The 21414-nt window shown below is 39.1% G+C and carries 15 protein-coding genes, 1 pseudogene and 1 other annotated feature; of the genes and pseudogenes, 4 read left to right on the forward strand and 12 right to left on the reverse strand.

Translation table 11 applies throughout. The features are described 5' to 3' along the window. Positions 1 to 94: 94 nt before the first annotated feature. The 7 genes and pseudogenes from ACFQRG_RS14520 to ACFQRG_RS14550 all read right to left on the reverse strand — a co-directional run bounded on the left by ACFQRG_RS14520 (position 95) and on the right by ACFQRG_RS14550 (position 8346). The gene (locus ACFQRG_RS14520) at positions 95 to 1384 is read right to left on the reverse strand and encodes a dicarboxylate/amino acid:cation symporter (protein ID WP_380967248.1); all 1290 of its coding nucleotides are present in this window, start codon (positions 1382 to 1384) and stop codon (positions 95 to 97) included. A 126-nt stretch (positions 1385 to 1510) separates the two neighbouring features. After that, positions 1511 to 2242 (reverse strand): response regulator, encoded by a 732-nt coding sequence (locus tag ACFQRG_RS14525; protein ID WP_380967250.1) that lies wholly within the window; start codon positions 2240 to 2242, stop codon positions 1511 to 1513. Then, positions 2220 to 3821, reverse strand: a pseudogene (dcuS, locus tag ACFQRG_RS14530) (DcuS/MalK family sensor histidine kinase); the annotation flags it as partial. The pseudogene dcuS and the gene ACFQRG_RS14525, both read right to left, overlap by 23 nt. A gap of 241 nt (positions 3822 to 4062) precedes the next feature. Next, a complete protein-coding gene (locus ACFQRG_RS14535) occupies positions 4063 to 5130 on the reverse strand; it encodes an undecaprenyldiphospho-muramoylpentapeptide beta-N-acetylglucosaminyltransferase (RefSeq protein ID WP_380967252.1) in 1068 nt (355 codons plus the stop codon). Between the two features lie 60 nt (positions 5131 to 5190). Continuing rightward, a complete protein-coding gene (locus ACFQRG_RS14540; RefSeq protein ID WP_380967254.1) occupies positions 5191 to 6174 on the reverse strand; it encodes a polysaccharide biosynthesis protein in 984 nt (327 codons plus the stop codon). 131 nt (positions 6175 to 6305) lie between these two features. Next, complete coding sequence (locus ACFQRG_RS14545; protein ID WP_380967257.1) at positions 6306 to 7703, reverse strand: HAMP domain-containing sensor histidine kinase; 1398 nt, start codon at positions 7701 to 7703, stop codon at positions 6306 to 6308. Continuing rightward, positions 7696 to 8346 (reverse strand): response regulator transcription factor, encoded by a 651-nt coding sequence (locus ACFQRG_RS14550; RefSeq protein ID WP_380967259.1) that lies wholly within the window; start codon positions 8344 to 8346, stop codon positions 7696 to 7698. The genes ACFQRG_RS14545 and ACFQRG_RS14550 overlap by 8 nt, the downstream gene beginning before the upstream one ends. A gap of 192 nt (positions 8347 to 8538) precedes the next feature. Between ACFQRG_RS14550 and ACFQRG_RS14555 the strand changes: the two genes are divergently transcribed. Further along, positions 8539 to 9087 (forward strand): CcdC protein domain-containing protein, encoded by a 549-nt coding sequence (locus tag ACFQRG_RS14555; RefSeq protein ID WP_380967261.1) that lies wholly within the window; start codon positions 8539 to 8541, stop codon positions 9085 to 9087. Between the two features lie 118 nt (positions 9088 to 9205). Here the strand turns inward: ACFQRG_RS14555 and ACFQRG_RS14560 are convergent, their stop codons facing one another. After that, positions 9206 to 10264: a lactonase family protein gene (locus tag ACFQRG_RS14560; RefSeq protein WP_380967263.1), complete on the reverse strand. Its 1059-nt coding sequence runs from the start codon at positions 10262 to 10264 to the stop codon at positions 9206 to 9208. Positions 10265 to 10465: 201 nt separating this feature from the next. Here ACFQRG_RS14560 and ACFQRG_RS14565 point away from each other — a divergent pair, with 201 nt between their 5' ends. After that, positions 10466 to 13501 carry a DEAD/DEAH box helicase gene (locus ACFQRG_RS14565; protein ID WP_380967265.1) on the forward strand — a complete coding sequence of 1012 codons (3036 nt, stop codon included), beginning with the start codon at positions 10466 to 10468 and terminating at the stop codon, positions 13499 to 13501. Continuing rightward, positions 13498 to 14112, forward strand: a complete 615-nt coding sequence (locus ACFQRG_RS14570) for an SWIM zinc finger family protein (protein ID WP_380967267.1) — start codon at positions 13498 to 13500, stop codon at positions 14110 to 14112. The genes ACFQRG_RS14565 and ACFQRG_RS14570 overlap by 4 nt, the downstream gene beginning before the upstream one ends. 64 nt (positions 14113 to 14176) lie before the next feature. Here ACFQRG_RS14570 and serA read toward each other — a convergent pair whose 3' ends face one another. Continuing rightward, complete coding sequence (gene serA / locus ACFQRG_RS14575) at positions 14177 to 15760, reverse strand: phosphoglycerate dehydrogenase (RefSeq protein WP_380967269.1); 1584 nt, start codon at positions 15758 to 15760, stop codon at positions 14177 to 14179. Further along, entirely contained in the window at positions 15753 to 16901 is a 1149-nt protein-coding gene (locus ACFQRG_RS14580) for a pyridoxal-phosphate-dependent aminotransferase family protein (protein WP_380967271.1), read from the reverse strand. Before ACFQRG_RS14580 ends, serA begins: the two co-directional genes overlap by 8 nt. Positions 16902 to 16962: 61 nt before the next feature. Next, positions 16963 to 17185: a binding site (T-box leader), on the reverse strand. 291 nt (positions 17186 to 17476) lie between these two features. Between ACFQRG_RS14580 and ACFQRG_RS14585 the strand changes: the two genes are divergently transcribed. Further along, on the forward strand, positions 17477 to 18604 hold the full coding sequence (locus tag ACFQRG_RS14585; protein ID WP_380967272.1) for a mechanosensitive ion channel family protein: 1128 nt from the start codon (positions 17477 to 17479) through the stop codon (positions 18602 to 18604). Positions 18605 to 18634: 30 nt separating this feature from the next. Here the strand turns inward: ACFQRG_RS14585 and ACFQRG_RS14590 are convergent, their stop codons facing one another. Together ACFQRG_RS14590 and ACFQRG_RS14595 are read right to left on the reverse strand one after the other, a co-directional pair. Continuing rightward, positions 18635 to 20254, reverse strand: coding sequence for a long-chain fatty acid--CoA ligase (locus tag ACFQRG_RS14590; RefSeq protein ID WP_380967274.1), 1620 nt, complete (start codon positions 20252 to 20254; stop codon positions 18635 to 18637). Positions 20255 to 20440: 186 nt separating this feature from the next. After that, on the reverse strand, positions 20441 to 21397 hold the full coding sequence (locus ACFQRG_RS14595) for an MBL fold metallo-hydrolase (RefSeq protein WP_380967276.1): 957 nt from the start codon (positions 21395 to 21397) through the stop codon (positions 20441 to 20443). Positions 21398 to 21414 lie beyond the last annotated feature (17 nt).

The following is a 21414-nucleotide window of genomic DNA, read 5'->3' on the forward strand; positions in this document are numbered from 1 at the left end:
CCGCATCACAGCTATTATGGTAATAAAGATTTCCGCCAAGGCAATCAATGTAGCTGAATGCAGAATAGTTCTCCACTACATGATCTTCGGGGTTCTAACTTGCCGTAGTAGATGAACTTTTCCCTAATTCTGCCGGTTTATCGGCTTCAATGCCGAATTCCTTTTCGCTTTTCGCAACGACGATTGTTGCGATCCCGTTACCGATCATGTTAATGATAGCTCGAGCTTCGGACATAAAGCGGTCAACCCCAAGAAGCAATGCCAAGCCCGCCATCGGAATGACGTGCATGGCGCTTAATGTTGAAGCAAGAACGATAAACCCTCCGCCGGTCACGGTTGCGGCACCTTTTGATGTCAGCATCAATATTGCTAGAATGGTAATCTCTTGTGTCAGGGTCAAATGAACGCCGCTTACCTGAGCAAGAAAGACTACAGCCATCGATAAATAGACCGATGTGCCATCTAAGTTAAACGAATACCCGGTTGGAATCACTAGGGACGTGACGGATTTAGAACATCCGAACTCCTCCATCTTCGTCATCATCCTTGGCAAAACAGATTCCGATGAAGAAGTCCCCAAGACAATTAGCAATTCTTCTTTAATATGCTTAAGGTATTTCCAAAGGCTGAATCCAAAGATTTTACAGATGATATTAAGAATGACAAAAACGAATATTATCATTGTTACATAAACACAAAGCATCAATTTCCCAAGCGGAAGCAGGGAAGATAGACCATAGTTGCCAATCGTAAAAGCAATGGCTCCGAAGGCTCCGATTGGAGCGACTCTCATGATCATATTCACAATCTTATAAAAAACCTTTGTGATCCGATCAAATAAATCAAGAACCGGTTTGCCGGTCTTCCCAAGAGAGGCCAAAGCAAAACCAAACAAAACTGCAAAAAAGACAACTTGGAGAATGTCACCTTTTGCAAAAGCATCGAAAACGTTTGATGGAACAATATTGATAAGAAAGTCAAAGAAGCCCATTTCCGCGCCTTGTTTTGTGTATTCAGCAATCTGCTCTTGCCCTTGGGTCGGATCAAGAGTAACGCCGCTGCCGGGTTTAAAGATATTAGCAATAATAAGCCCTAGAGCCAAGGCAACGGTGGAAACGATTTCAAAATATAAAAGCGCCTTCCCGCCGACACGGCCAACCTTCTTCATATCGCCCATCCCGGCAATACCCAGAACAATCGTAAAGAAAATCAGAGGTGCGATAATCATTTTAACCATATTAATGAAAATATCGCCAAGCGGCTTCATGTCTTTGGCTGCATTGGGAAAAATAATCCCAAGAAGAATACCGATGACTACAGCGGTCAAAACTTGAAATGTTAAGTTTGTAAAGATCCTTTTCAATTTTTTCACTCCTTTTTTCATAACTCCAAATCAACTGTAAGCGGTGTCATATGTTGTGTTTATTATGTTAATGTTTTTTGAATATTTAATAAAGAAAATGTAAATAAAGAATCTATTTTGTTACTAAAGTAAGCAAGGCGGATGTGACTAAGAATCATCATCCGCCTTCATATAGGGCTTTACCTTGTCTTCATTTCCTTTATTTAAATGATATTTATATACTGGGCGGCCAACATTTCCATAAGCCATTTTAATAAATACAAATTCTATGTCAGTTAAAAACTGTAAATATTTTCTCATTGAGATTCGGGATATTCCGACCTTATTAGCAAGCTCTTCTGTAGAGAATCCGTCTTTCTCCATTTTGTGAATCTGCTCAATTGTCAGCCGTAATGTAGGTAAAGTCAGTCCTTTCGGCAGTTCAGGAGGCGGTGCTGCAGTACGAATATCCTTTTTGAGCAATAGCCTATCTAGCTCATCCTGATTGACCATTGCTTGAGCTTTTAAAAATTCCTGTTCTTTTTGATACTTAAGCAAAGCTGAATTAAAGCGTTGGAACTCGAAAGGTTTTATAAGATAATCAACTGCCCCAAGCCGCAGGGAAGCTTTAATATGTTCAATGTCACTTGCAGCGGAAATGATAATAACGTCAATCCCTTTTCTCTTTTTTCTAATATCAGCAAGAAACTCGAGTCCATTTGTCCTCGGCATAAAAATATCCAGAAGAACCAGATCGACTGGATTTTCCTCCAAAAGAGCCAATCCGTCTGATACATTAGCGGCAACTCCTGCACAAGTAAAACCTTTAATGGACTTTAAATAACTTTTATTGATTTCTGCAACCATCGGATCATCTTCAACAATTAAAACCCGTATCATTATTTTTTTCATCCTGTCTTTTGTATGGAATGTTAACCGTAAAGACAGTTCCTTTACAATCTGTCTTTACCGTTAGTTCGCCATTTAGTGCTTCTACAGCCTTATTCACAAGAAAAAGGCCATAGCCGCGATCATCTCCCTTTGTTGAAAAGCCTTTATCAAACACTTTATCAAGCAACTCATCAGAAATCCCGCCGCCGCTGTCCTTAACGGAAAAAGAAAACATAGCGGGTTCAACATCCAATAATACCTCAATGTCTTTATGGCGGCTTTCATTAACCGCTTCGATGGCATTATCAATCAAGTTGCCCAATATCGTAATTAATTCATTGACCGTTTCCGGGTCATCTGAGAGGTGCAGCGTTTGATCACCGGAGATGGTTAGATGGACCCCCTGCTCCCGGGCAAAGCTGAGTTTGCTGAGCAAAAATCCTGCCAGAACCGGATCATCGACGAGCCGCGAGACAGACCCAATTTCCATTTGGTAGTGATGAGATATTTGCTGTATATACGAAGCGACTTTCTTATATTCGCCAATGTGGATCATACCTAATATAACATGCAGTTTGTTCATGAATTCATGTGTCTTTGCCCGCAGTGCCTCCGCATATAGTTTTACACCGGTTACTTGCTCGGCAAGCTGCTTTAATTCTGTCTTATCACGAAAGGTGGCGATGGCACCAACAACCTGATTTTCTACAATAATAGGCACACGGTTGGCAAAAAGGGTTACCCCATTTAATTCTATTTCCTGATCATATTCCGCTCTTTTATTTTGAACGACCCTTTGCATTCTCGAATCAGGGAGGAAAGTTTCCACATCTACTCCGATCAAAGGCTCGTAAATCCCGGCTTTTTGAAAAATGCGGGCGGCCTCTGGATTTGCCAAAATAATCTTATTTTCTTTATTAACGGCAATGATACCTTCGTGAACAGATTCAAGCATGGCGTTTCTTTCCTGCCATAAACTTGCTATTTGAGCCGGTTCTAAACCAAATAGCACTTTTTTAATTTTCCTTGCCAATACTACAGCGCCTATGGCACCGAATAGAATGCCCAATCCGGTACCGATATAAATGATCTGAATGCTTTTAAGAACCGCTTCCTGTTCAATATTTGACATAATACCAACCGCAACAACACCAACTTGTTTTCCAGAAGGATCGCGGATCGGTTCAAAAGCCCGCAGTGAGGTGCCAAGGGTTCCCGCAGCAACCGATATATATTCCTTGCCGTGTAATGCCGGCTTTTCATCACCGCCGACGAAATGCTTTCCGATTTTTTCTTTATTAGGATGGGACTTTCGAATCCCATTCATGTCCATGACAACGATGTAGCGGACATTAGTCTTATGGCGGATTCTGCTGACAAACGGCTGAATGTCCTGTGCCTTAGTTTTATTTTCCAACCCCTCAATAATTAAAGGTGTGTTTGCAACCATTCGTGCAATGATCATTGCCTTATCTGACAATCGTTCCTTGGTATTATCAGCTACTTTTTTGCCAATCAAAATGCCTGTCGCAACCAATGATAAAATCACCACTGAAATAACAAACAAAGTAATCATTGTCTGCAGGCTTAAACCTTTTTTCCAATTCTCATGTCCAGCCTCTTTTTATTTTGAATTTGTTATTCGGTTTGGATTTATAATTGAATCTATTATAGCAAAATAGCAGCAAATTACAGGTCAAATGTTATAATGGCACCGGCACGGATGCAAATTACTTCTATGATACTTTGAATCCCCATTTAAAAAATAAAATAAATTGAACCCCCTGCGCTCAGGGGGTTATATAATATAGGGATTCAAATTTGTGAGCTTAAATCACCATCTCCTCAATTAAATTCATCGCCATTTGTGTTCCTTTTTCATCTTCATAAGATGCCATATTGTTAATATACTTTTCCCGGTATTTAAACAAATGGTAAGCAGCATTGATGAATGTATCCCGGTTAAGATCTTCTTGAAAAAGAATTTCAGCATACCCTGAATTCATAAATGACTGGGCATTTAAAATTTGATCGCCGCGGCTTGCGCCATTAGATAATGGGATAAGCAGCATCGGTTTTTGCAAGGCAAGACATTCAAATATCGAATTAGAACCGGCTCTTGAGACAACCATATCCGCCATCGCCATTAAATCAGCCAATTCTTCATTCACATATTCAAATTGCTGATATCCTTTTAACTGAATTGAGGAATCTACTTTACCTTTTCCGCAAATGTGTACGATAAAAAAGTCTTTTAATAATTTATTCAAGCACGTTCTTACAATTTCATTAATCCTCTCGGCGCCTTGACTTCCGCCCATAATGAGAAGCACCGGCTTTTCTTTTGTAAATTGACACAAGGCTAATCCCCGTGCAGGATCTCCATCTTTTAAACTTTCCCTTACAATAGAACCAATGTAAATTGATTTTTTTGATCCGATTTCTTTTTCGGTTTCGGGGAAAGTCGTGCATATTTTCTTAGCAAAAGGCAGTGAAAGTTTGTTGGCAAGACCCAGCGTGACATCCGTTTCTCTTATAATAATCGGAATTCTATTCAATGCCGCTCCTATCACTACAGGAACTTCCACAAACCCTCCGCCTGAAAACACAACATCAGGTTTAAGTTTTCTCATTAGTTTATATGACTGGGCTATACCCTTTACAACTTTGAACAGGTCTTTAACATTATCCCAATCAAAATACCGCCTGAGTTTGCCGGTTGATACACTGTAATAGGCTACATCATCCAAACCGGAAATAAGCTGCTTTTCGATGCCATGACTTGAACCAATATATTGAACTTGCCAACCTTGTTGAATAAGTTTAGGAATTAATACCAGATTAGCCATGACGTGGCCGGCGGACCCTCCTCCGGTAAATACAATTCTTTTATCCATATCTTTTTCTGCCTCCAAGTAAATCGCTGATAGTATTAAAGAGTCTGAGAAGGGCCTGTCTTACAACAAATCTCCTGACCTTAACATTTCCTTGATTTCTTTCTTTGTCATCGGCGCCATTTCAGAACTGTAGCCGTGAAGATTTACATTTTCATAAGCGCTATAATCTTTAAGCCCCTCTATGCGAATAGTCGGCAATATCACAAAGTAATGATGGTTAAAATACTTTGTTCTTGTGCTTTCTGATTCCGAAAATAGATTTTCATTCAGCTTTTCACCCGGACGGATACCGACTTCTTTTATTTTTATATTTTTGTAACCTGATTCATCAATCAATACTTGTGCTAAGTCATCAATTTTGATAGACGGCATCTTCATGACGAATATTTCCCCGCCCTTGCCTATTTTTGTTGCTTTAAACAAGAACTTAACAGCTTGCTCCATTGTTAAGAAAAAGCGTGTCATCCGTCGATCAGTAATGCCTATTTGCCGCGAATTGTTTATTTGGTTTTTAAACACTTGAACGACACTGCCGCTTGTCCCAAGAACATTTCCGCTTCTTACACAAATAAACTTTGTCATGACGCTTTTTGTATTAGCATAAATCATCAGCTTTTCACCTATGGCCTTAGTCATGCCGTAAATATTTGATGGGTCGGCTGCTTTATCTGTAGATAGATAAACAACTTTTCTTACATTGTTTTTAATAGCTGCTTCAATCACATTCTGGGTGCCGTGCACGTTTGTTTTAAAAGCTTCACTAGGGTGATTCTCGCAAATCGGTACATGCTTTAAAGCAGCTAAATGATAGACAATATCTACCCCTTTACATGCCTCGATCAATTCCTCCTGATTACGGATGTCCCCGATAATAAACTTTAATTGATGATGATTTCCAAACTGCTGTTCCATTTCAACCTGTAATGTTTCATTCCGGGAAAAAATACGAATTTCTTTCGGGTTTTGAAATAGCAGTTGTTTGACTGTTTCTTGTCCCCAAGAACCTGTTCCGCCAGTAACTAGAATTGTATGATTATTAAACATTGTCTTTCCTCCAATATAGAACCTTTTTTATATCTGTTTTTTCATTAACCTTTGACAATAGTAGAATAACCCCGCTTTGTTACATTAGTTTGACACGAGCCGCTGTATAAAAAAAAGAATCCCAATTTTATTTAAGGGATCCTTTTAAAATAAATATAAAATTGTATATAACCTTCTTGATGAAGCACACCGAAATCAAGCTGGTGGCGTTCGAGAATCGATTTCACAATGGCTAAGCCCAGCCCTGTTCCAGAAACATTTTTATTACGTGAGGATTCAATGACGTAAAATGGTTCCCAAACCTTTTCTATCTTTTTATCATCAATATTTGCGCCATTTTGAATCGTAAATAATACTTGGCCGCCAGATTCTGCAAATGCTATATCAATCTTTTGATTTTGTGTGTACTTGATCGCATTGCTGATCAAATTGTTGAAAACCATTTCGATTTTTTTCTTATCTGCGTCTACCCGCATCTCGCCTTTGACTTTATTTGAAACCGACACATTGATATTCTTTGTCCGGCATTCTAAATCATATTTACTCAGGCATTCTTGAAAAAGTTGAAATAAATTAAACTTCTCTTTCGTAAAAACGGCCCTTTCAATTCTTGAATAATTCAGCAAATCTTCAATTAATGACGAAATATTTTTTGTTTGTTTTAAAATCGTATCTGTATAAGTCCCGTCATCCAATCCATCTTTTAATCCTTGTGCATAAATTTGAATGACAGACAAAGGTGTTTTTAATTCATGATTAATATCCGCCATAAATGTTTTCAGGTTCTCATTTTTTTTAAGCAAATCCTCATGAGCCTTTTTTAATTTATCACTCATAATATTAATGCTGTAAGCAAGCTCTTCAATTTCATCATTGGTTTGAACATGGGCCTTTTTAAATTTTAANGCCTTTTTAAATTTTAACTCCGCAATTTCTTCAGATACCTCTTTAAGCTCCTTTAAAGGATCGGTCATTTTTTTAGTCAACAGCCAGACTAACAAAAGAATGATGACAACTGCTATGCCAAGCACGTAAATATAAAGCATATTAATAACTTTTGCTGCATCATTAAAATGAGCAATGGATAAGCCGACCAAAACAAATAGGTTGCCTTTATTCATAAAACTGCTTAAGAAACTTGATTTTAATTTCCCTTGATCGTAAAGCTTATTGACTTTCTTTCCGTTTTCAACTTTTCTTAATGTATCTGGCGTTACCCAGAACTTATTCAGGGTGACTTGCTTTCTATCCAAATTATCTCGTAATGAATCATTAAAGCTATTAATATCTTCATTTGTTTGTTCGTAAACAATCGTGACATTATATTTTTTCTCAAGCTCAGGTACTGCATTAATAAAATCCTTTTTATTTATACTCCCAATTGTTTCTGTGACAGACTCAAGGTTGCCTTTCATCTCATGCAAATAATACTTTGGCAAAAAGTATTTATTAAGTAAGATAGAGAACGTAATAATACATATAATAGCAATAGATATACTGAGAGAAAGTTTTTTTCCAAGCTTATTCATCAATGATTTTCTCCAAGCTGTAGCCTAAACCTCTATGCGTTTTTATCAAGCCTGTCCCAACTTTTTCTCTTAACCTTCTGATATGTGTATCCACTGTTCTTTCTTCACCTATATAATCCAACCCCCATACAATATCAAGTAAATCTTTTCGGGATAATATGTGCCCTTGATTTTTAAGGAAACATCTCATCAGTTCAAACTCGGTTTTTGTTGCTTGAATATCATGGTCATTTTTATAAATTTTTTTACCTTTGAAGTCAATTTTTATATCTCCGAATTTGACGATTGCATCTTCTTTTAGCAGCTTTTTCGCTCTTGTCAGTAATATATCCGGATGAAACGGCTTTTTCACATAATCGTCGGCACCGGTATTTAAAGCCATTAGTTCGTCTTCGTTTTCGCTTTTGGCTGTTAACATGATTACTTTTGCTTGACTGTTTTTCTTTATTTCTTTACAAACACTGATACCATTCAAATGAGGCATCATCCAGTCCAAAATGGCTAGATCAATTTTATTACTGTAAAAAATATCCAAGGCTTCTTCTCCATCTTCAGCTAGAAAAGTATCGTAGCCTTCACGTTCAAAATAGGCCTTAAGAATCTTCAACATATCCTTTTCATCATCGACAATGAGTATATTCATTTTTCCCCATCCTATTTTTAATCTGATGCATTTTAAATAATCAAGAAACGGTTATTTATGAAAAAGTATTTTAACAATCATTTAATTTATTGGCAAATAGGTGTAAATAGGATTTGCAATAAGTGTATTAAGTGTTATAATACACTTAAGATACAAACCTTTATTAAGAAGATATTGAAAGGGGTGAAAAAGATGAATCAGCATTATTATATTATTGTGATCGTAGCGGTGATTTGTCTCGGTATCTTCAAGCGGGTCCGCCGAAATATTGGCTGGCAAAAATTCGAATCATCCAGAATGATTGTAAGAACGGTAATTTTTACTATTATCGGCGCGATTTTCTTATTTGAAAGCCTTATTCATCCTATTGCCTTAATTTCAGACATTGTTGGCATCGCTATCGGACTTATTCTTGCTTACTACGGCATAACTACAACTACATTTGAAAAACGCGGCGAACACTGGTATTACCGTAATAACCCATGGATCGGAGGCATTGTCACCGCCCTTTTCTTCGGACGCCTTATCTATAGATTTTACATGATGTATAGTATGACACATGCCGGAGGGCAAAATGCTTTTCAACAATCAAATAGTTTACAAAATATGACTCAAATGAGCAACCCTTGGACCGCCGGATTAATCTTGATTATGTTTGCCTATTATGCAGCATATTTCGTTTTGTTGTTACGTAAGAAAAAAGGTCTGACAGAAACAGCCAAAGGCTCTTATAATCTTTAACCGAGCCGGGTCATTATGGATAACCTTAAAATATTTTTAACAGCAGAAAAAATGTTCAAAACCCTATTGGAAATTAACCAATAGGGTTTCTTTTATTTATTGTGTTAAGTTGTATTAATTAAACGTGCAAAAACTTCACACAAACAGGATCGGGAACAGCTACATCAGACTGCACAAGTGTCAGTTTACCTGTTGCCTCGTCCCTTTGAAATAACACAAGGTTGCTCGAATTTTGATTAGATGCAACGAGGAACTTCTCTGTTGGGTCAAGTACAAAATCACGCGGCCAATTGCCCTCTGTTGATGTACGTCCAACAAAAGTAAGTTTTCCTGAATCTTGATTGACACTGAATAAAGCAATACTGTCATGCCCGCGGTTCGCTGCATATACAAAGCGGCCGTCTGAAGAAATATGTATTGCGCTGCCTTGATTATTCTCGTGAAAATCTTCAGGAATTGTCGGGATCGTTTGCAGCTCTGTAAAGCTGCCATCCTCGCTTTTGTAGGATAAAACAATCACTTCTGAGCTAATCTCAGTCATCAAATAGGCGTATTTTCCATTTGGATGGAAGGCAAGATGTCTCGGGCCGCTTCCCGGTTTGACTGACAGGCTGCTTACTTCGGCCAACTCACCATTATTGACAGAGTATGTCATCAATTTATCAATGCCTAAATCGACGACGGCTACATATTTTTCATCCGGCGTAAATCCGGCATAGTGCACGTGCGGTTTCTCTTGTCTTTCTTTGTTCGGACCTGAACCGTGGTGCTGGACTGTTGATGATACAGGGTTTAGGCTGCCGTCCTCTTTTGTTGCGTATGCCTCAACTGTTCCTTTATGATAATTCGCTGTCACAACATAATGATTATTGCTGTCAACACTGACATGACAAGGCGAGGCACCTTCTGATAATTGTTTATTTAACAATTCGAGTTCACCATTTTCACCGCGAATAGCATATGCCGCAGCACCGCCTTTTTCGCCATCTTTTATAACAGAATATAGATATTGATTATCCTGACTCACTGTGACGTATGTCGGATTGTCCAGCTCAGCAACTGCCTTTACCTCGCCAAGTTTTGCCGATTCTGTATCGAGAACAAACGAATAAATCCCTTCACTGTCCCCTTTGGTGTACGTTCCAACATATCCGATTAATTTTCGATTTACTGACATTTTTTAGGCTCCTTCAATAATCATTTTAGTTATCGACTCAAACTAGTTGCCTCAAGTTAAATATTATCAAAAAGCATTAATATTAACCAAAAGTTTGCAGTGAAATTATTAAATCGTTTAATTCGAAAATTGATTCACCTTTTCAACGCTGTTATAGTTATATAATGAGCTTTACGATACTTCACGATTGAGGGATGTGCTATGAGCAGACAATTGCATATATCCTTTATTCCAACTATTAGGGATGAATGCAAGTTTTTTGTATGGATTGGTGACTCTCAAGGCCGTCCTAACAGGGAAAATGAATATTTATACACTTTATTAAATAAATCAAAAGAATGGGTTGACGTTATCGGCGACAACCTGATTACCCCGTATGAAACTGAATTTCAATTAGATGATGATATTGTAACAGTAACAGGACTGTTATTTGGATATAACGAGCTTTTATACTTATTTAAGCACCCTAAGTTTATTTTAGGATACAACCGTTATTTTGATTACGCGGAGAGTTTTTACTATTTTAAAGAAGTTGCCAGCGGCATTAACATACTTTTAGAAAACGGCCATTTTTATCCTGCTTTATTCGATTATGAAAAAGACGGTGAATATTATGCATCCGCACATTGGTTTGGCGACAATGGTTTGCTCGAAGAGGCGGGGCTTTTTAAAAAATGGCTCAGTCATATTCCGCCCATCTCCTTGGCACCTGAAGAATTAGAAAATGTGACAACAAAACAATGGCTCTATTTGTTGATTAATATGTGGCTGGACGCTTTGATACGGCAAACATCAAACCCTGTATTTGGTCAAGTGGTGAATGAATGGTCGGAAAAAGATTTAATAAATAAAAATCATACAGTTGATTGGTTTAATTTTTTAACGATAGAGACACCCGCCTTTTTCCTTACAGCACGAAACCAAGAAAATATAAACCAGGTACGGCATCTTAAAAAGGAAATTCTCAATTGGGTGTCCGAAGCTGGCATATCCAATATTGAAGAACCATTAAATGCTCTTTCAATTTTTTATCAAAGTCATTGGGGTTCTTTTATTAATGTTCAGTCAGTTAACGTTTATATTGAGCCTGATAATAATGAAGAACCTTTTGAAGCTGACACTATATGGACGATTCATCTGGATGTCAAGGGCATTCAAAATAACGAAGAACGCCTTTTTGTTTGGGAAGAAGCTGCTTATAATCATCCTGCAAATAAGCAGCTTCTCGACCAAATAGAATTTGCGTTAAATCAGCATATTCCAGAGTTGAATTTTCAGCAATTGCTTATCGACGGCGCCTACGATTTGAATCTTGATACTGTACTTAAACTATATCGAAAGCAAGATGAGCTTATTGAACAAAATATTCATTTGCTTTTTCCTTCATGGCTGAAAATTAAAAAGGCAAATGACCAAGTCGATATGGATTTAGATATCAGTGTAGGATCTTCTTTCTTTGATCTTTCAAGCCTTACCCATTACGATTGGCGTATTGCTGTCGGTGATATGAACCTTTCAGCGGATGAATTCAAAAAAATGGTGGATCAGCAAAAGGCCTTTGTACAGAGAGGCGGACAATGGATTGAACTGCCGCTTGACAAAATGGTAGAAGCTTATGAAGCCATGCAGGAAGCTGAAACAGTGACTGGGAAAAACGCCAGTGTCGGTGATACACTTCAGTTGAAGGCTTTATATAAAGGAAAACAAAAAAAGCCTTTTAATTTAAATATCGATCAAAAACTTGATAACTATCTAAAAGGTTTATTAAAGAAGCCGGCACATAATATTGAGGTTCCTGAGCATTTTTCCGGTCAGCTTCGTCCTTATCAGAAAAAAGGCTATACATGGCTGACAACCTTAGCGGAAAAACGGGCCGGTTGTTGTTTGGCCGATGATATGGGGCTTGGAAAAACGATTCAAACGATCACTTATATTACAAAGCGGTTAGACAGCCGTGTTGACGACCAGGTACTCATTATCTGTCCAACCTCCTTACTCGCAAACTGGCGGCATGAATTTAAACAATTCGCGCCCCGCTTGCGCCTCTATACTTACCATGGTCCGGACCGTATGAGTACTGAAAGTCTGGAAAAGCAGCTCGATGAATTTGATTGTATCTTAACGAGCTATTCCTTATTATTGAAAGACATTGAGTTTTTCTCAAAATTCGAATGGTCAAGTGTCATCATTGATGAAGCACAAACGATAAAAAATCCGCATGCCAAAAAAAGCCGGGCTGTCAGAGCGTTAAAAGCACGCCATCGGATCGCTCTTACTGGTACTCCTATCGAAAACCGGCTTGACGAATTATGGTCTATCATGGAATTTCTTAACCCGGGCTATCTCGGTTCGCTGAAAAGGTTTCGTGAGCAATTTGTCCGTCCGATCGTAAAAGAAAATAATGCCTCTAAAACCAGAACGCTGCAAAAGATGATTTCGCCATTTATCTTACGCCGGGAAAAAACCGACAAACGAATTATTAAAGATTTACCTGAAAAACTGGAGATCAAAGAATATTGCCATTTAAGCAAAGTGCAGGCTTCCTTATACCAATCGGTTGTTAATGAACTCATGCAAAATGTCAGCAGTACAGAAGGCATGAAACGTAAAGGATTGATCCTGTCTACCTTAACGAAGCTGAAGCAAATTTGCGATCACCCAAACCTTTTAACGGATAAAGGGGATACACAATCTTCAGGTAAACTTAACCGCTTATTTGAACTTATCGGCCCGCTGGTTGAAGAAAAAGAGAAATTGCTCATTTTTACCCAGTATGTAAAAATGGGAAAACTGTTAATCCAAACACTCGAAAAACACTTTCCAAACTGCCCGGTTTATTTTCTTCATGGCGGTTTAACAGCGGAAGCCCGTGAAAAGTTAATACGCCATTTCCGGGAAACGGACACAAGCTGCATTTTTATCCTTTCATTAAAAGCAGGCGGACTGGGTTTAAACTTGACTGAAGCACGGCATGTTGTCCATTTTGACCGCTGGTGGAACCCGGCTGTTGAAGAACAGGCAACAGACCGTGTCTATCGGATCGGACAAAGGCAAAACGTCAATGTCCACAAAATGGTCTGTGAAGGTACAATTGAAGAACGTATTGATGAACTTATAGAACAAAAAAAATCATTAAGCAAACAAATCCTCAGCCAAGGTGAGAGCTGGGTGACTGAACTTAATGATAACGAAATATATGACTTAATCCGTCTGCGAAAAGAGGTGCTGTCATCGTGAGCCGCCGAATTTCAATTAAAGATCCCTTGTTAGACAGCTGGCTAGATGAATTTTATCATGAAGCTGATTCAGGACGCCTCCGCCGGGGTAAGGCCTTATATAGGGAAGGCGCTGTGATCGGATTAGACGATTATCCAGATGAAGGCTTCTCCGCAGAAGTTGTAGGCTCTAATGGAACAATTTATAAAATTGAAGCCGATTGGTCTTCTGACAATCGATTCGAAGACTTAGACATCCCTTTTCCTGAAGATATATCTTTTCAATGCTCGTGTCCCGACAAGGGTTATCCATGTAAACATATTGTCGCAGCCGTTATTCGCTGGATTTCAGAATACGATAAGGAAATTTCAGGAGTCAGCAAACCAAAGGAAAGTGTTCCGGGCCTATTTAATAGTAATGAACACCAGACTCTTCAAATAAGGCGGCAACGTCAAACATATCACGAAGATTATTCTTTGGAAAGTCTCCAATATTTAGCCAAAAAACAATCGTCAGTCGCAGCCAGGCTCGGCGACGCGCCTTTTTGGCATATTAAACCGGAATTAAATCATTTGCTAATGTTTGTTTATAACGATATGCGTCAATTTAGTGAAAAAAACCGGATGAAATAGGACCGGATAACAATATATAAAGAGCCAAGCGCGCCTTCATCGACCGCTTGGCTCTTTGTATTAATTACAGATCAATCTCTTGTACGCTGATAATGTCGTCAATTTTCTCTAAATGGGAGATAACATCTTTTTCTATTTTTTTGTCAACCGACAGCATCATAATCGCTTGGCCGCCGGCGCTTTTTCTGCCAACTTGCATAGTTGCAATATTAACATCATGCTCACCTAGAATAGATCCAACCCGGCCAATCAAACCTGGGCGATCGTGATGATGAACAAATAACAAATGCCCTTCTGGAGAAATATCAATATTATAATCGCCGACTCTGATGATCCGCGGACCGTAACCCTCAATTAAGGTACCCGCAATGACCCTTTCATGATTGCCTGTTTTAACGTGCAATGTAATTAAACTTGTGAAACTTTGGTGATAAGGTTTCTTTTCTACCGTGTAAGCAATATCATGCTGCTTTGCCATAAACGCCGCATTGATGAAATTCACCTTCGTGCTTAAATAATAAGACAGAACCCCTTTTAGAATGCCGCGGGTTAACGGTGTTGTTTCTAAATCCATTAATTCGCCTGAATAAGAAATGGTTATTTCATCAGGTTTTTCTTTAACTAATTGTATCGCCATCTCACCCATTTTTTCACAAAGCCCGAAGTAAGGGGTTAACTTTTTCATCATATCGCTTGGGATCGGCGGATAGTTAACGATATTTCTAAATGGTTGATCATGCAATACTTTTAATATTCCTTCGCTGACATCTACAGCGACATTTTTTTGCGCCTCTGCTGTTGACGCCCCGAGATGCGGTGTCGCAATCACTTGCGGCAATGTTAATAATGGATGTCCAACCGCCGGTTCATTTTCAAAAACATCAATGGCTGCCCCGGCTACTTTTCCATCTTTTATTGCGTCATACAAATCATCCTCATTAATAATTCCGCCTCTGGCACAGTTAATAATCCGTACGCCGTCTTTCATTTTATTTAATTTTTCGCTGTTGAGTAAATGTTTTGTCTCTTGGGTCAACGGCGTATGAACCGTGATAAAGTCAGCTGCTGCAATGACCTCATCAAGCTCTCCTTTTTCAATACCCAGTTTTGCCGCCCTTTCCTTCGTTAAGAATGGATCATAGGCAATAACTTTCATGTTGAAGACTTTCGCCCGTTTGGCAACTTCTGCCCCGATCCTTCCAAGACCTATAATACCGATAACTTTACGATTAAGCTCGGCGCCTTGGAAGGCCTTCCGGTTCCATTCACCGCCGACCAGAGATTTATAGGCTTGAGGAATATTGCGGGCAACGGCCATCATCATCGCAAATGTATGCTCAGCCGCGGAAATCGTATTGCCTTCCGGCGCATTAAGTACCATAATCCCTTTTTGCGTCGCTGCTTTTAGATCAATGTTATCCACGCCAACGCCGGCACGGCCGATGACTTTTAAATTATTGCCGGCGTTAATAATATCGGCCGACACTTGCGTTTGGCTTCTGACCAGTAAAGCATGGTAATCTGAAATGACTTGTTGAAGTTTTTCAGGCTTAAGCCCTGTTTCTATATCAACCTTTACGTCTTTTGCCTTTAATAGGGGTTCGATGCCCTCTTGATTTAACGGATCACTAATTAAAATATTATACATAATCCAAATACACCTCCTGTGCAGCTTTAACACCTGCACCATATTCAAAATGATGGTTAAAATCTTTCAAACCGCGTTCAATTATTGAAACAGCTTCCAGTACATCACCAGGGAAACAATAGCCCATATGACCAAATCTCATAATTTTACCTTTCAATTTTCCTTGGCCGCCCGCGAAATCAATATGATATTTCTTTTTAAGGTGACCGCGAAGTTTTTCTATTTCCAAATCAGCAGGTTCACTAATTGCTGTCACTGTCGGGGATGCATCCTCATCATTTGTTAACAGAGGCAGATCCAGTGCGCTGATAGCTTCCCGGGTCATCTTTTTCATGATTTCATGTCTTTTGACAGTTTCATCAAATCCTTCTTCCTCTATCATCCCGCAAACTGCCTGAAGTCCATAAATAAGAGAAACAGCCGGTGTATTAGGTGTCATATGTTTCTCGTATGACTTTCGATAGGTTAATAGATCAAGATAATAAGCCGGCGCTTTATTATCTTCAATGACTTTCCACGCCCTGTCGCTGACACTGACAAAAGCTAAGCCCGGCGGCAGCATTAAGGCCTTTTGTGAACCTGTGACAAGAATATCTATGCCCCATTCATCCATTTTCGCTTTAACCCCGCCTATACAGCTGACTCCGTCAACAATGAATAATGCATCACTGTGTGTATGAACAACATTAGCCAGCTGCGCAACAGGATTTAAAACCCCTGTAGATGTTTCATTATATGTTGCAACCACTGCTTTAATATGGTTGAACTGTTTGAGAAATTCGGATAATTCTTCTTCAGTGCACGCTTTCCCCCACTCAATTTCAAGTCTGTGAACAACGGCACCATAGGCTTCGCATATGGCTGCAAACCGATTGCCAAAATCACCGACTGTCACAACGACAACTTCATCACCAGGTGAGATTGTGTTAACAACTGCGGTTTCTAATGCAGAGGTTCCGCTGCCTGTCACGATAAATACATCTTGTTCTGTTCCAAAGAAGGGCTTGATCCGGTTAGTTGTATCGGCAAATAATTCTTTAAATTCCCCGCCCCTGTGGCTGATCATATCGTAATTCATCGCTTGCAGGACTTGCTTGGGTACCGGAGTTGGCCCCGGATTTCTTAGAATGGTTTTGTACATGTTTCCTCTCTCCTCCTACCTTTTTCTATATATATAAAAACGCCCCCCACTACGATTTGTAGTGAGGGGCGTTAAAACGCGGTGCCACCCTCTTTTTATTACAGCTGCATAGCTGTAACCTCATAAGGTTAATAACCTTGTCGGATAACGGGAGACCGGATAAACCTACTAAAATTTCAGCCTATCAGTTCAGAAGTGCTCAATGTTAGGGGAAACGCCAGTTTACACCAACCACTGACTCTCTTAAGAATCCATCTAACATCTGTCTTCATCACAACTATTAGAATATTTGAAACTCATTGTAGCAGTGTAACAGATAAAAGTAAAGGACTAAAAATAACTTTTTTAAAATTTTTATTGAATTGACATTATTTCACCGGCTCCTTCTACCCGCAATTTATGCCGGTATACAGCGAATATTTCAGTGTTGCCGAATAAGATTTTAAGTTATAAATATCACTGAGCAGAATGAACTATTGGTTCAAAAGACACAAATTGTTATTATTATTCATTCGTGATTATTAATATTTCATGATATGATAATTACCATGATTAATTTTCGGAGTGAGCGGTAAATGGAAGAACATATGATTAATTTATTTGAACACATTCCTTACAAAGATATCGGTATTGCCTTTCTGATATTCTTAGTCTTTTTTCTTATCAGTAAGATTTTCACAAAATATATTCTTGAATTAATTACACGAATTGTAACAAAAACATCAAAACGCATTGATGAATACATTATCAAATCTTTTAAGCAGCCGGTCAGTTTATTTTTGATCGCAACGGGGCTTTATCTCGGGCTCCACTATTTGCCGCTTTCAGCCAATGCGATTCATTTTATTACAAAAATCTATCGTTCTATTATTATTATTCTTATCGGCGGCGGACTATTTAGATTTTCAAACGCGACCAAAATTTTATTTAACCATGTCAGTACGCGGCTAAATCTGCAATTCAATAAAATTATTATTCCTTTTTTGACAAAGATCATTAAATTTATCGTTATTGCCTTAACAATAGCAGCATTAGCCAATGAATGGGGCTATAACATTGATGGTATTGTTGCAGGGCTTGGCCTTGGCGGATTGGCTGTTGCCTTAGCTGCCAAAGATACGGTTAGTAATCTATTTGGCGGCCTGGTTATTATTACTGAATCTCCATTTACAATTGACGACTGGATTCAAACGCCCAGCGTTGAAGGCACGGTTGAAGATATAAGCTTCCGGTCAACTAAAATTCGAACGTTTACCCAGGCTGTCGTTACCGTTCCTAATTCAACGCTTGTGAACGAAGCCATTACAAACTGGTCCAGAATGGGAAAAAGAAGGATTTTATTTAACTTGCAATTAGATATTCATACACCTAAAGACAAAATGGTCAATTGTGCGGCGAGTATCAGGGAAATGTTAAAGTCCAGAAATGATATTGACCAGGAAACAATACTCGTCCATTTTTATCAATTTTCACCTTCAAGTCTTGATATTCAACTCTATTTCTTTACTAAAACGACAACTTATGATGAATGGCTTGAAGTCAATGAACAAGTGAATACCGAGATATTAGCCATTCTGGAAAAACATCAAGTGGATCTTGCCGTTCCAATTCAAAAGACATACAACGTAGAAGGCATACCGTCTTTTAAAAAACATTCAGCAGAAGATGATTATACAATGGCGCAAGAAAGGACACACTCATGATCAGTGTGTCCTTTTACTGTCACAGACTGTTCAGACCCCGGCGAGATGATCTTTCAGCTGTTCACGGAGCTGTCTTTTTAAAAATTTCCCAACGGAAGTTTTCGGTATTTCACTTAGGAAAATGATATCATCTGGGAGCCACCACTTAGCAAATTGCGGTTTTAAATAACTTATTAGATCATCCTTTGTCACCGTATCCCGATAGCTGTCCTTTAAAACTACACATGCTATAGGGCGTTCTTGCCATTTCGGATGAGGAACCGCAACAACAGCGGCTTCCAATACTGCTTCATGGGCCATTAGCGCATTTTCCAAGTCGACAGAGGAAATCCATTCACCGCCGCTCTTAACAAGATCCTTAGTACGATCAACGAGTTTAATATATCCGTCTTCATCGACCGTCGCGATATCGCCGGTGTAAAACCAGCCGTCGCGAAAAGATTCCTTGCTTCGATCGTCTTTATAATGAGAATCTGCAATCCATGGTCCTCGCACAAGAAGTTCACCCATTTCTTTGCCGTCATGAGCAACCTCCCCCTGTTGATTAATAATCTTAACCTCCAGGCCCGGCACCACCATCCCTTGCTTTGAGCGGATCTCCAGTTTTTCTTCTTCAGACAAATCTAATTGATCACTTTTTAGATTTGACACGGTTAAAAGCGGGGTCGTCTCTGTTAAGCCATAGGCATGAACAAAAGGAATGCCGAATGTTTCTCTATATTTTTTAATTAATCCTTTAGGAGCTGCTGCACCGCCGCATACCATTAGCCGCAAGCTGCTCATATCATAATTTTTTGTTTCCAATTCTTTCAAAACGCCCAGCCATATCGTCGGTACACCGGCTGTCGTTGTAACCTTTTCCGACTCAATGAACTCACAGATCAATTGAGGTGTAAAATTCGGCCCGGGGAGAACTTGTTTTGAGCCAAACCATGTAGAAGCGAATGGTATTCCCCATGCGTTAACATGGAACATTGGAACCATCGGCATGTTAACGTCAGATTCAGACAACCCCTTCGTATCGGCAAGGCCAAGGGCAAAGCTATGCAGAACGATGCCGCGATGAGTATAAATGACACCTTTTGGCTTTCCGGTTGTTGCAGAAGTATAGCACATTCCGGCCGGCTCATTTTCATTAATATTCTTCGAAAACTGATAGTTCGGATCACTTTTTGCCAGTAATTGTTCATAAGAATAAACCGGATCAAGCACCGTTTCTGGAAGCGTATCTCTATCTGTCATAATGATAAATGCTTTAACAGATAATAATTGATCCTTAATTTTTTCGATAATCGGTACAATATCCTCATCGATTAAAAGAATTTGATCTTCAGCATGATTAATAATATAGATTAAATGATCATCTGATAAACGCATATTAATCGTATGTAACACGGCGCCCATGCAAGGGACCGCAAAGTAAGCTTCCAAGTGACGATGATGGTTCCAGGCTAATGTACCAACGCGATCCCCATGCTTAATACCTAACTTTTCCAGGGCATTTGATAAAGCCCTCGTCCTTTTTCCAACCTCTTTATAAGTTAATCTGTGTATCGTTGAAGGCGAAGTTCTAGAGACAATTTCTTTTTTAGGAAAGTATTTTTCAGCACGTTCAATCATTTGCACTAACGTTAACTGTGTGTTCATCATTTTCAATTTTTCCCCTTTCGCGGCAATATGCCGCTTCATTTTGGAATATATCTTGAAAGTATGATCCACTATTGTTATCTCTAGGTTGCAAGCGCATTCAACATTAGTTGAAAAAAGCTGAGCATTGGCTCATAAAACAACCATATCCTGAAAATTATAGTGCCTTCTAAATAACGTCTTACGCTTTTATTTTTTTAAAGACTGTTTTTTCTGAAGATAGTCTATAACTCCCATTGCAGAAACTTGCAAATCAAGCTCTATCACTTTAAATACTTTGTGGTTATCCGATATTTTAAATTGCTTTAAATGTTGGCTGACACGATTCCGAAGACTATTAGCCAAGTCACGAATATCTTTACCTGATTCCAAAGCTTTTTCTCCCTCTTTTACAAATATAGGAATCCATTCGGTCACTTGGCGAAAAACTTCATCAATCTTCTCAGTCATACCGAAATGACCAAAGTACAGCCTGTCTAACTCGTATTTACGGAACCTGCTGATCGAATTAACCATCGCCTCAGGATCAAAATGGTTAGGAGATGTTGTCGGCAAGAAAAAGTCAACGCCATCCTCCTCAAGCCACTTGTAATGAATTCCCGCCGTATCACCAGTAAACATGCCGTTAGAAACCGGATCAAAAATGCTAAAATGATGCTTCGCGTGTCCGGGTGTATCAATAAATTCCAGCGTACGGTGACTGCTGATAACAAGCGTGTCACCCTCGCCTTTAATAAGCAAACGTTCCTCGGGAATTGGAACAATCGAGCCAAATAACTCATCAAACTTCTCACCGTATACAGCTCTCGCTCCGGCAATTAACTTGCCTGGATCCGTAAGATGCCGGGCTCCTCTTGGGTGAACAACAACCTTTGCATTTGGACATTCTTTTAAAAGCAGACCCGCTCCCCCGGCATGATCCAAATGGATGTGGGTTAAAATAATATATTTTACTTGTTCAAGTGAAAAATCTAAATCTTTTAATCCTTGTTTGATATAGGGTACCGATGGGCCGGGACCCGTTTCAATCAACGTAAGCTCTTCTTCATCAAAAATATAAGTACCTGTCCGAAACGGAAGACCCAAGTCAAATCCATCTATCAAATGTATACCGTACCCTAAGTCAATCGGCTTTTTAGCTTGCATCAAAATACTCTCCCCTT

Origin of the sequence: Scopulibacillus cellulosilyticus (assembly GCF_042665295.1) — a bacterium.
GTDB classification, from domain to species: Bacteria; Bacillota; Bacilli; order Bacillales; family Sporolactobacillaceae; genus Scopulibacillus_A; species Scopulibacillus_A cellulosilyticus.

Bases quoted from the DNA above. Each gene is read 5' to 3' on its own strand.
- ACFQRG_RS14565 (WP_380967265.1), top strand. From the start codon at position 10,466: ATGAGCAGACAATTGCATATATCCTTTATTCCAACTATTAGGGATGAA.
- ACFQRG_RS14555 (WP_380967261.1), top strand. From the start codon at position 8,539: ATGAATCAGCATTATTATATTATTGTGATCGTAGCGGTGATTTGTCTC.
- serA (WP_380967269.1), bottom strand. From the start codon at position 15,760: ATGTATAATATTTTAATTAGTGATCCGTTAAATCAAGAGGGCATCGAA.
- ACFQRG_RS14525 (WP_380967250.1), bottom strand. From the start codon at position 2,242: ATGATACGGGTTTTAATTGTTGAAGATGATCCGATGGTTGCAGAAATC.
- ACFQRG_RS14560 (WP_380967263.1), bottom strand. From the start codon at position 10,264: ATGTCAGTAAATCGAAAATTAATCGGATATGTTGGAACGTACACCAAA.
- ACFQRG_RS14550 (WP_380967259.1), bottom strand. From the start codon at position 8,346: ATGAATATACTCATTGTCGATGATGAAAAGGATATGTTGAAGATTCTT.
- ACFQRG_RS14590 (WP_380967274.1), bottom strand. From the start codon at position 20,254: ATGATGAACACACAGTTAACGTTAGTGCAAATGATTGAACGTGCTGAA.
- ACFQRG_RS14540 (WP_380967254.1), bottom strand. From the start codon at position 6,174: ATGTTTAATAATCATACAATTCTAGTTACTGGCGGAACAGGTTCTTGG.
- ACFQRG_RS14535 (WP_380967252.1), bottom strand. From the start codon at position 5,130: ATGGATAAAAGAATTGTATTTACCGGAGGAGGGTCCGCCGGCCACGTC.
- ACFQRG_RS14585 (WP_380967272.1), top strand. From the start codon at position 17,477: ATGGAAGAACATATGATTAATTTATTTGAACACATTCCTTACAAAGAT.
- ACFQRG_RS14520 (WP_380967248.1), bottom strand. From the start codon at position 1,384: ATGAAAAAAGGAGTGAAAAAATTGAAAAGGATCTTTACAAACTTAACA.
- ACFQRG_RS14595 (WP_380967276.1), bottom strand. From the start codon at position 21,397: ATGCAAGCTAAAAAGCCGATTGACTTAGGGTACGGTATACATTTGATA.
- ACFQRG_RS14580 (WP_380967271.1), bottom strand. From the start codon at position 16,901: ATGTACAAAACCATTCTAAGAAATCCGGGGCCAACTCCGGTACCCAAG.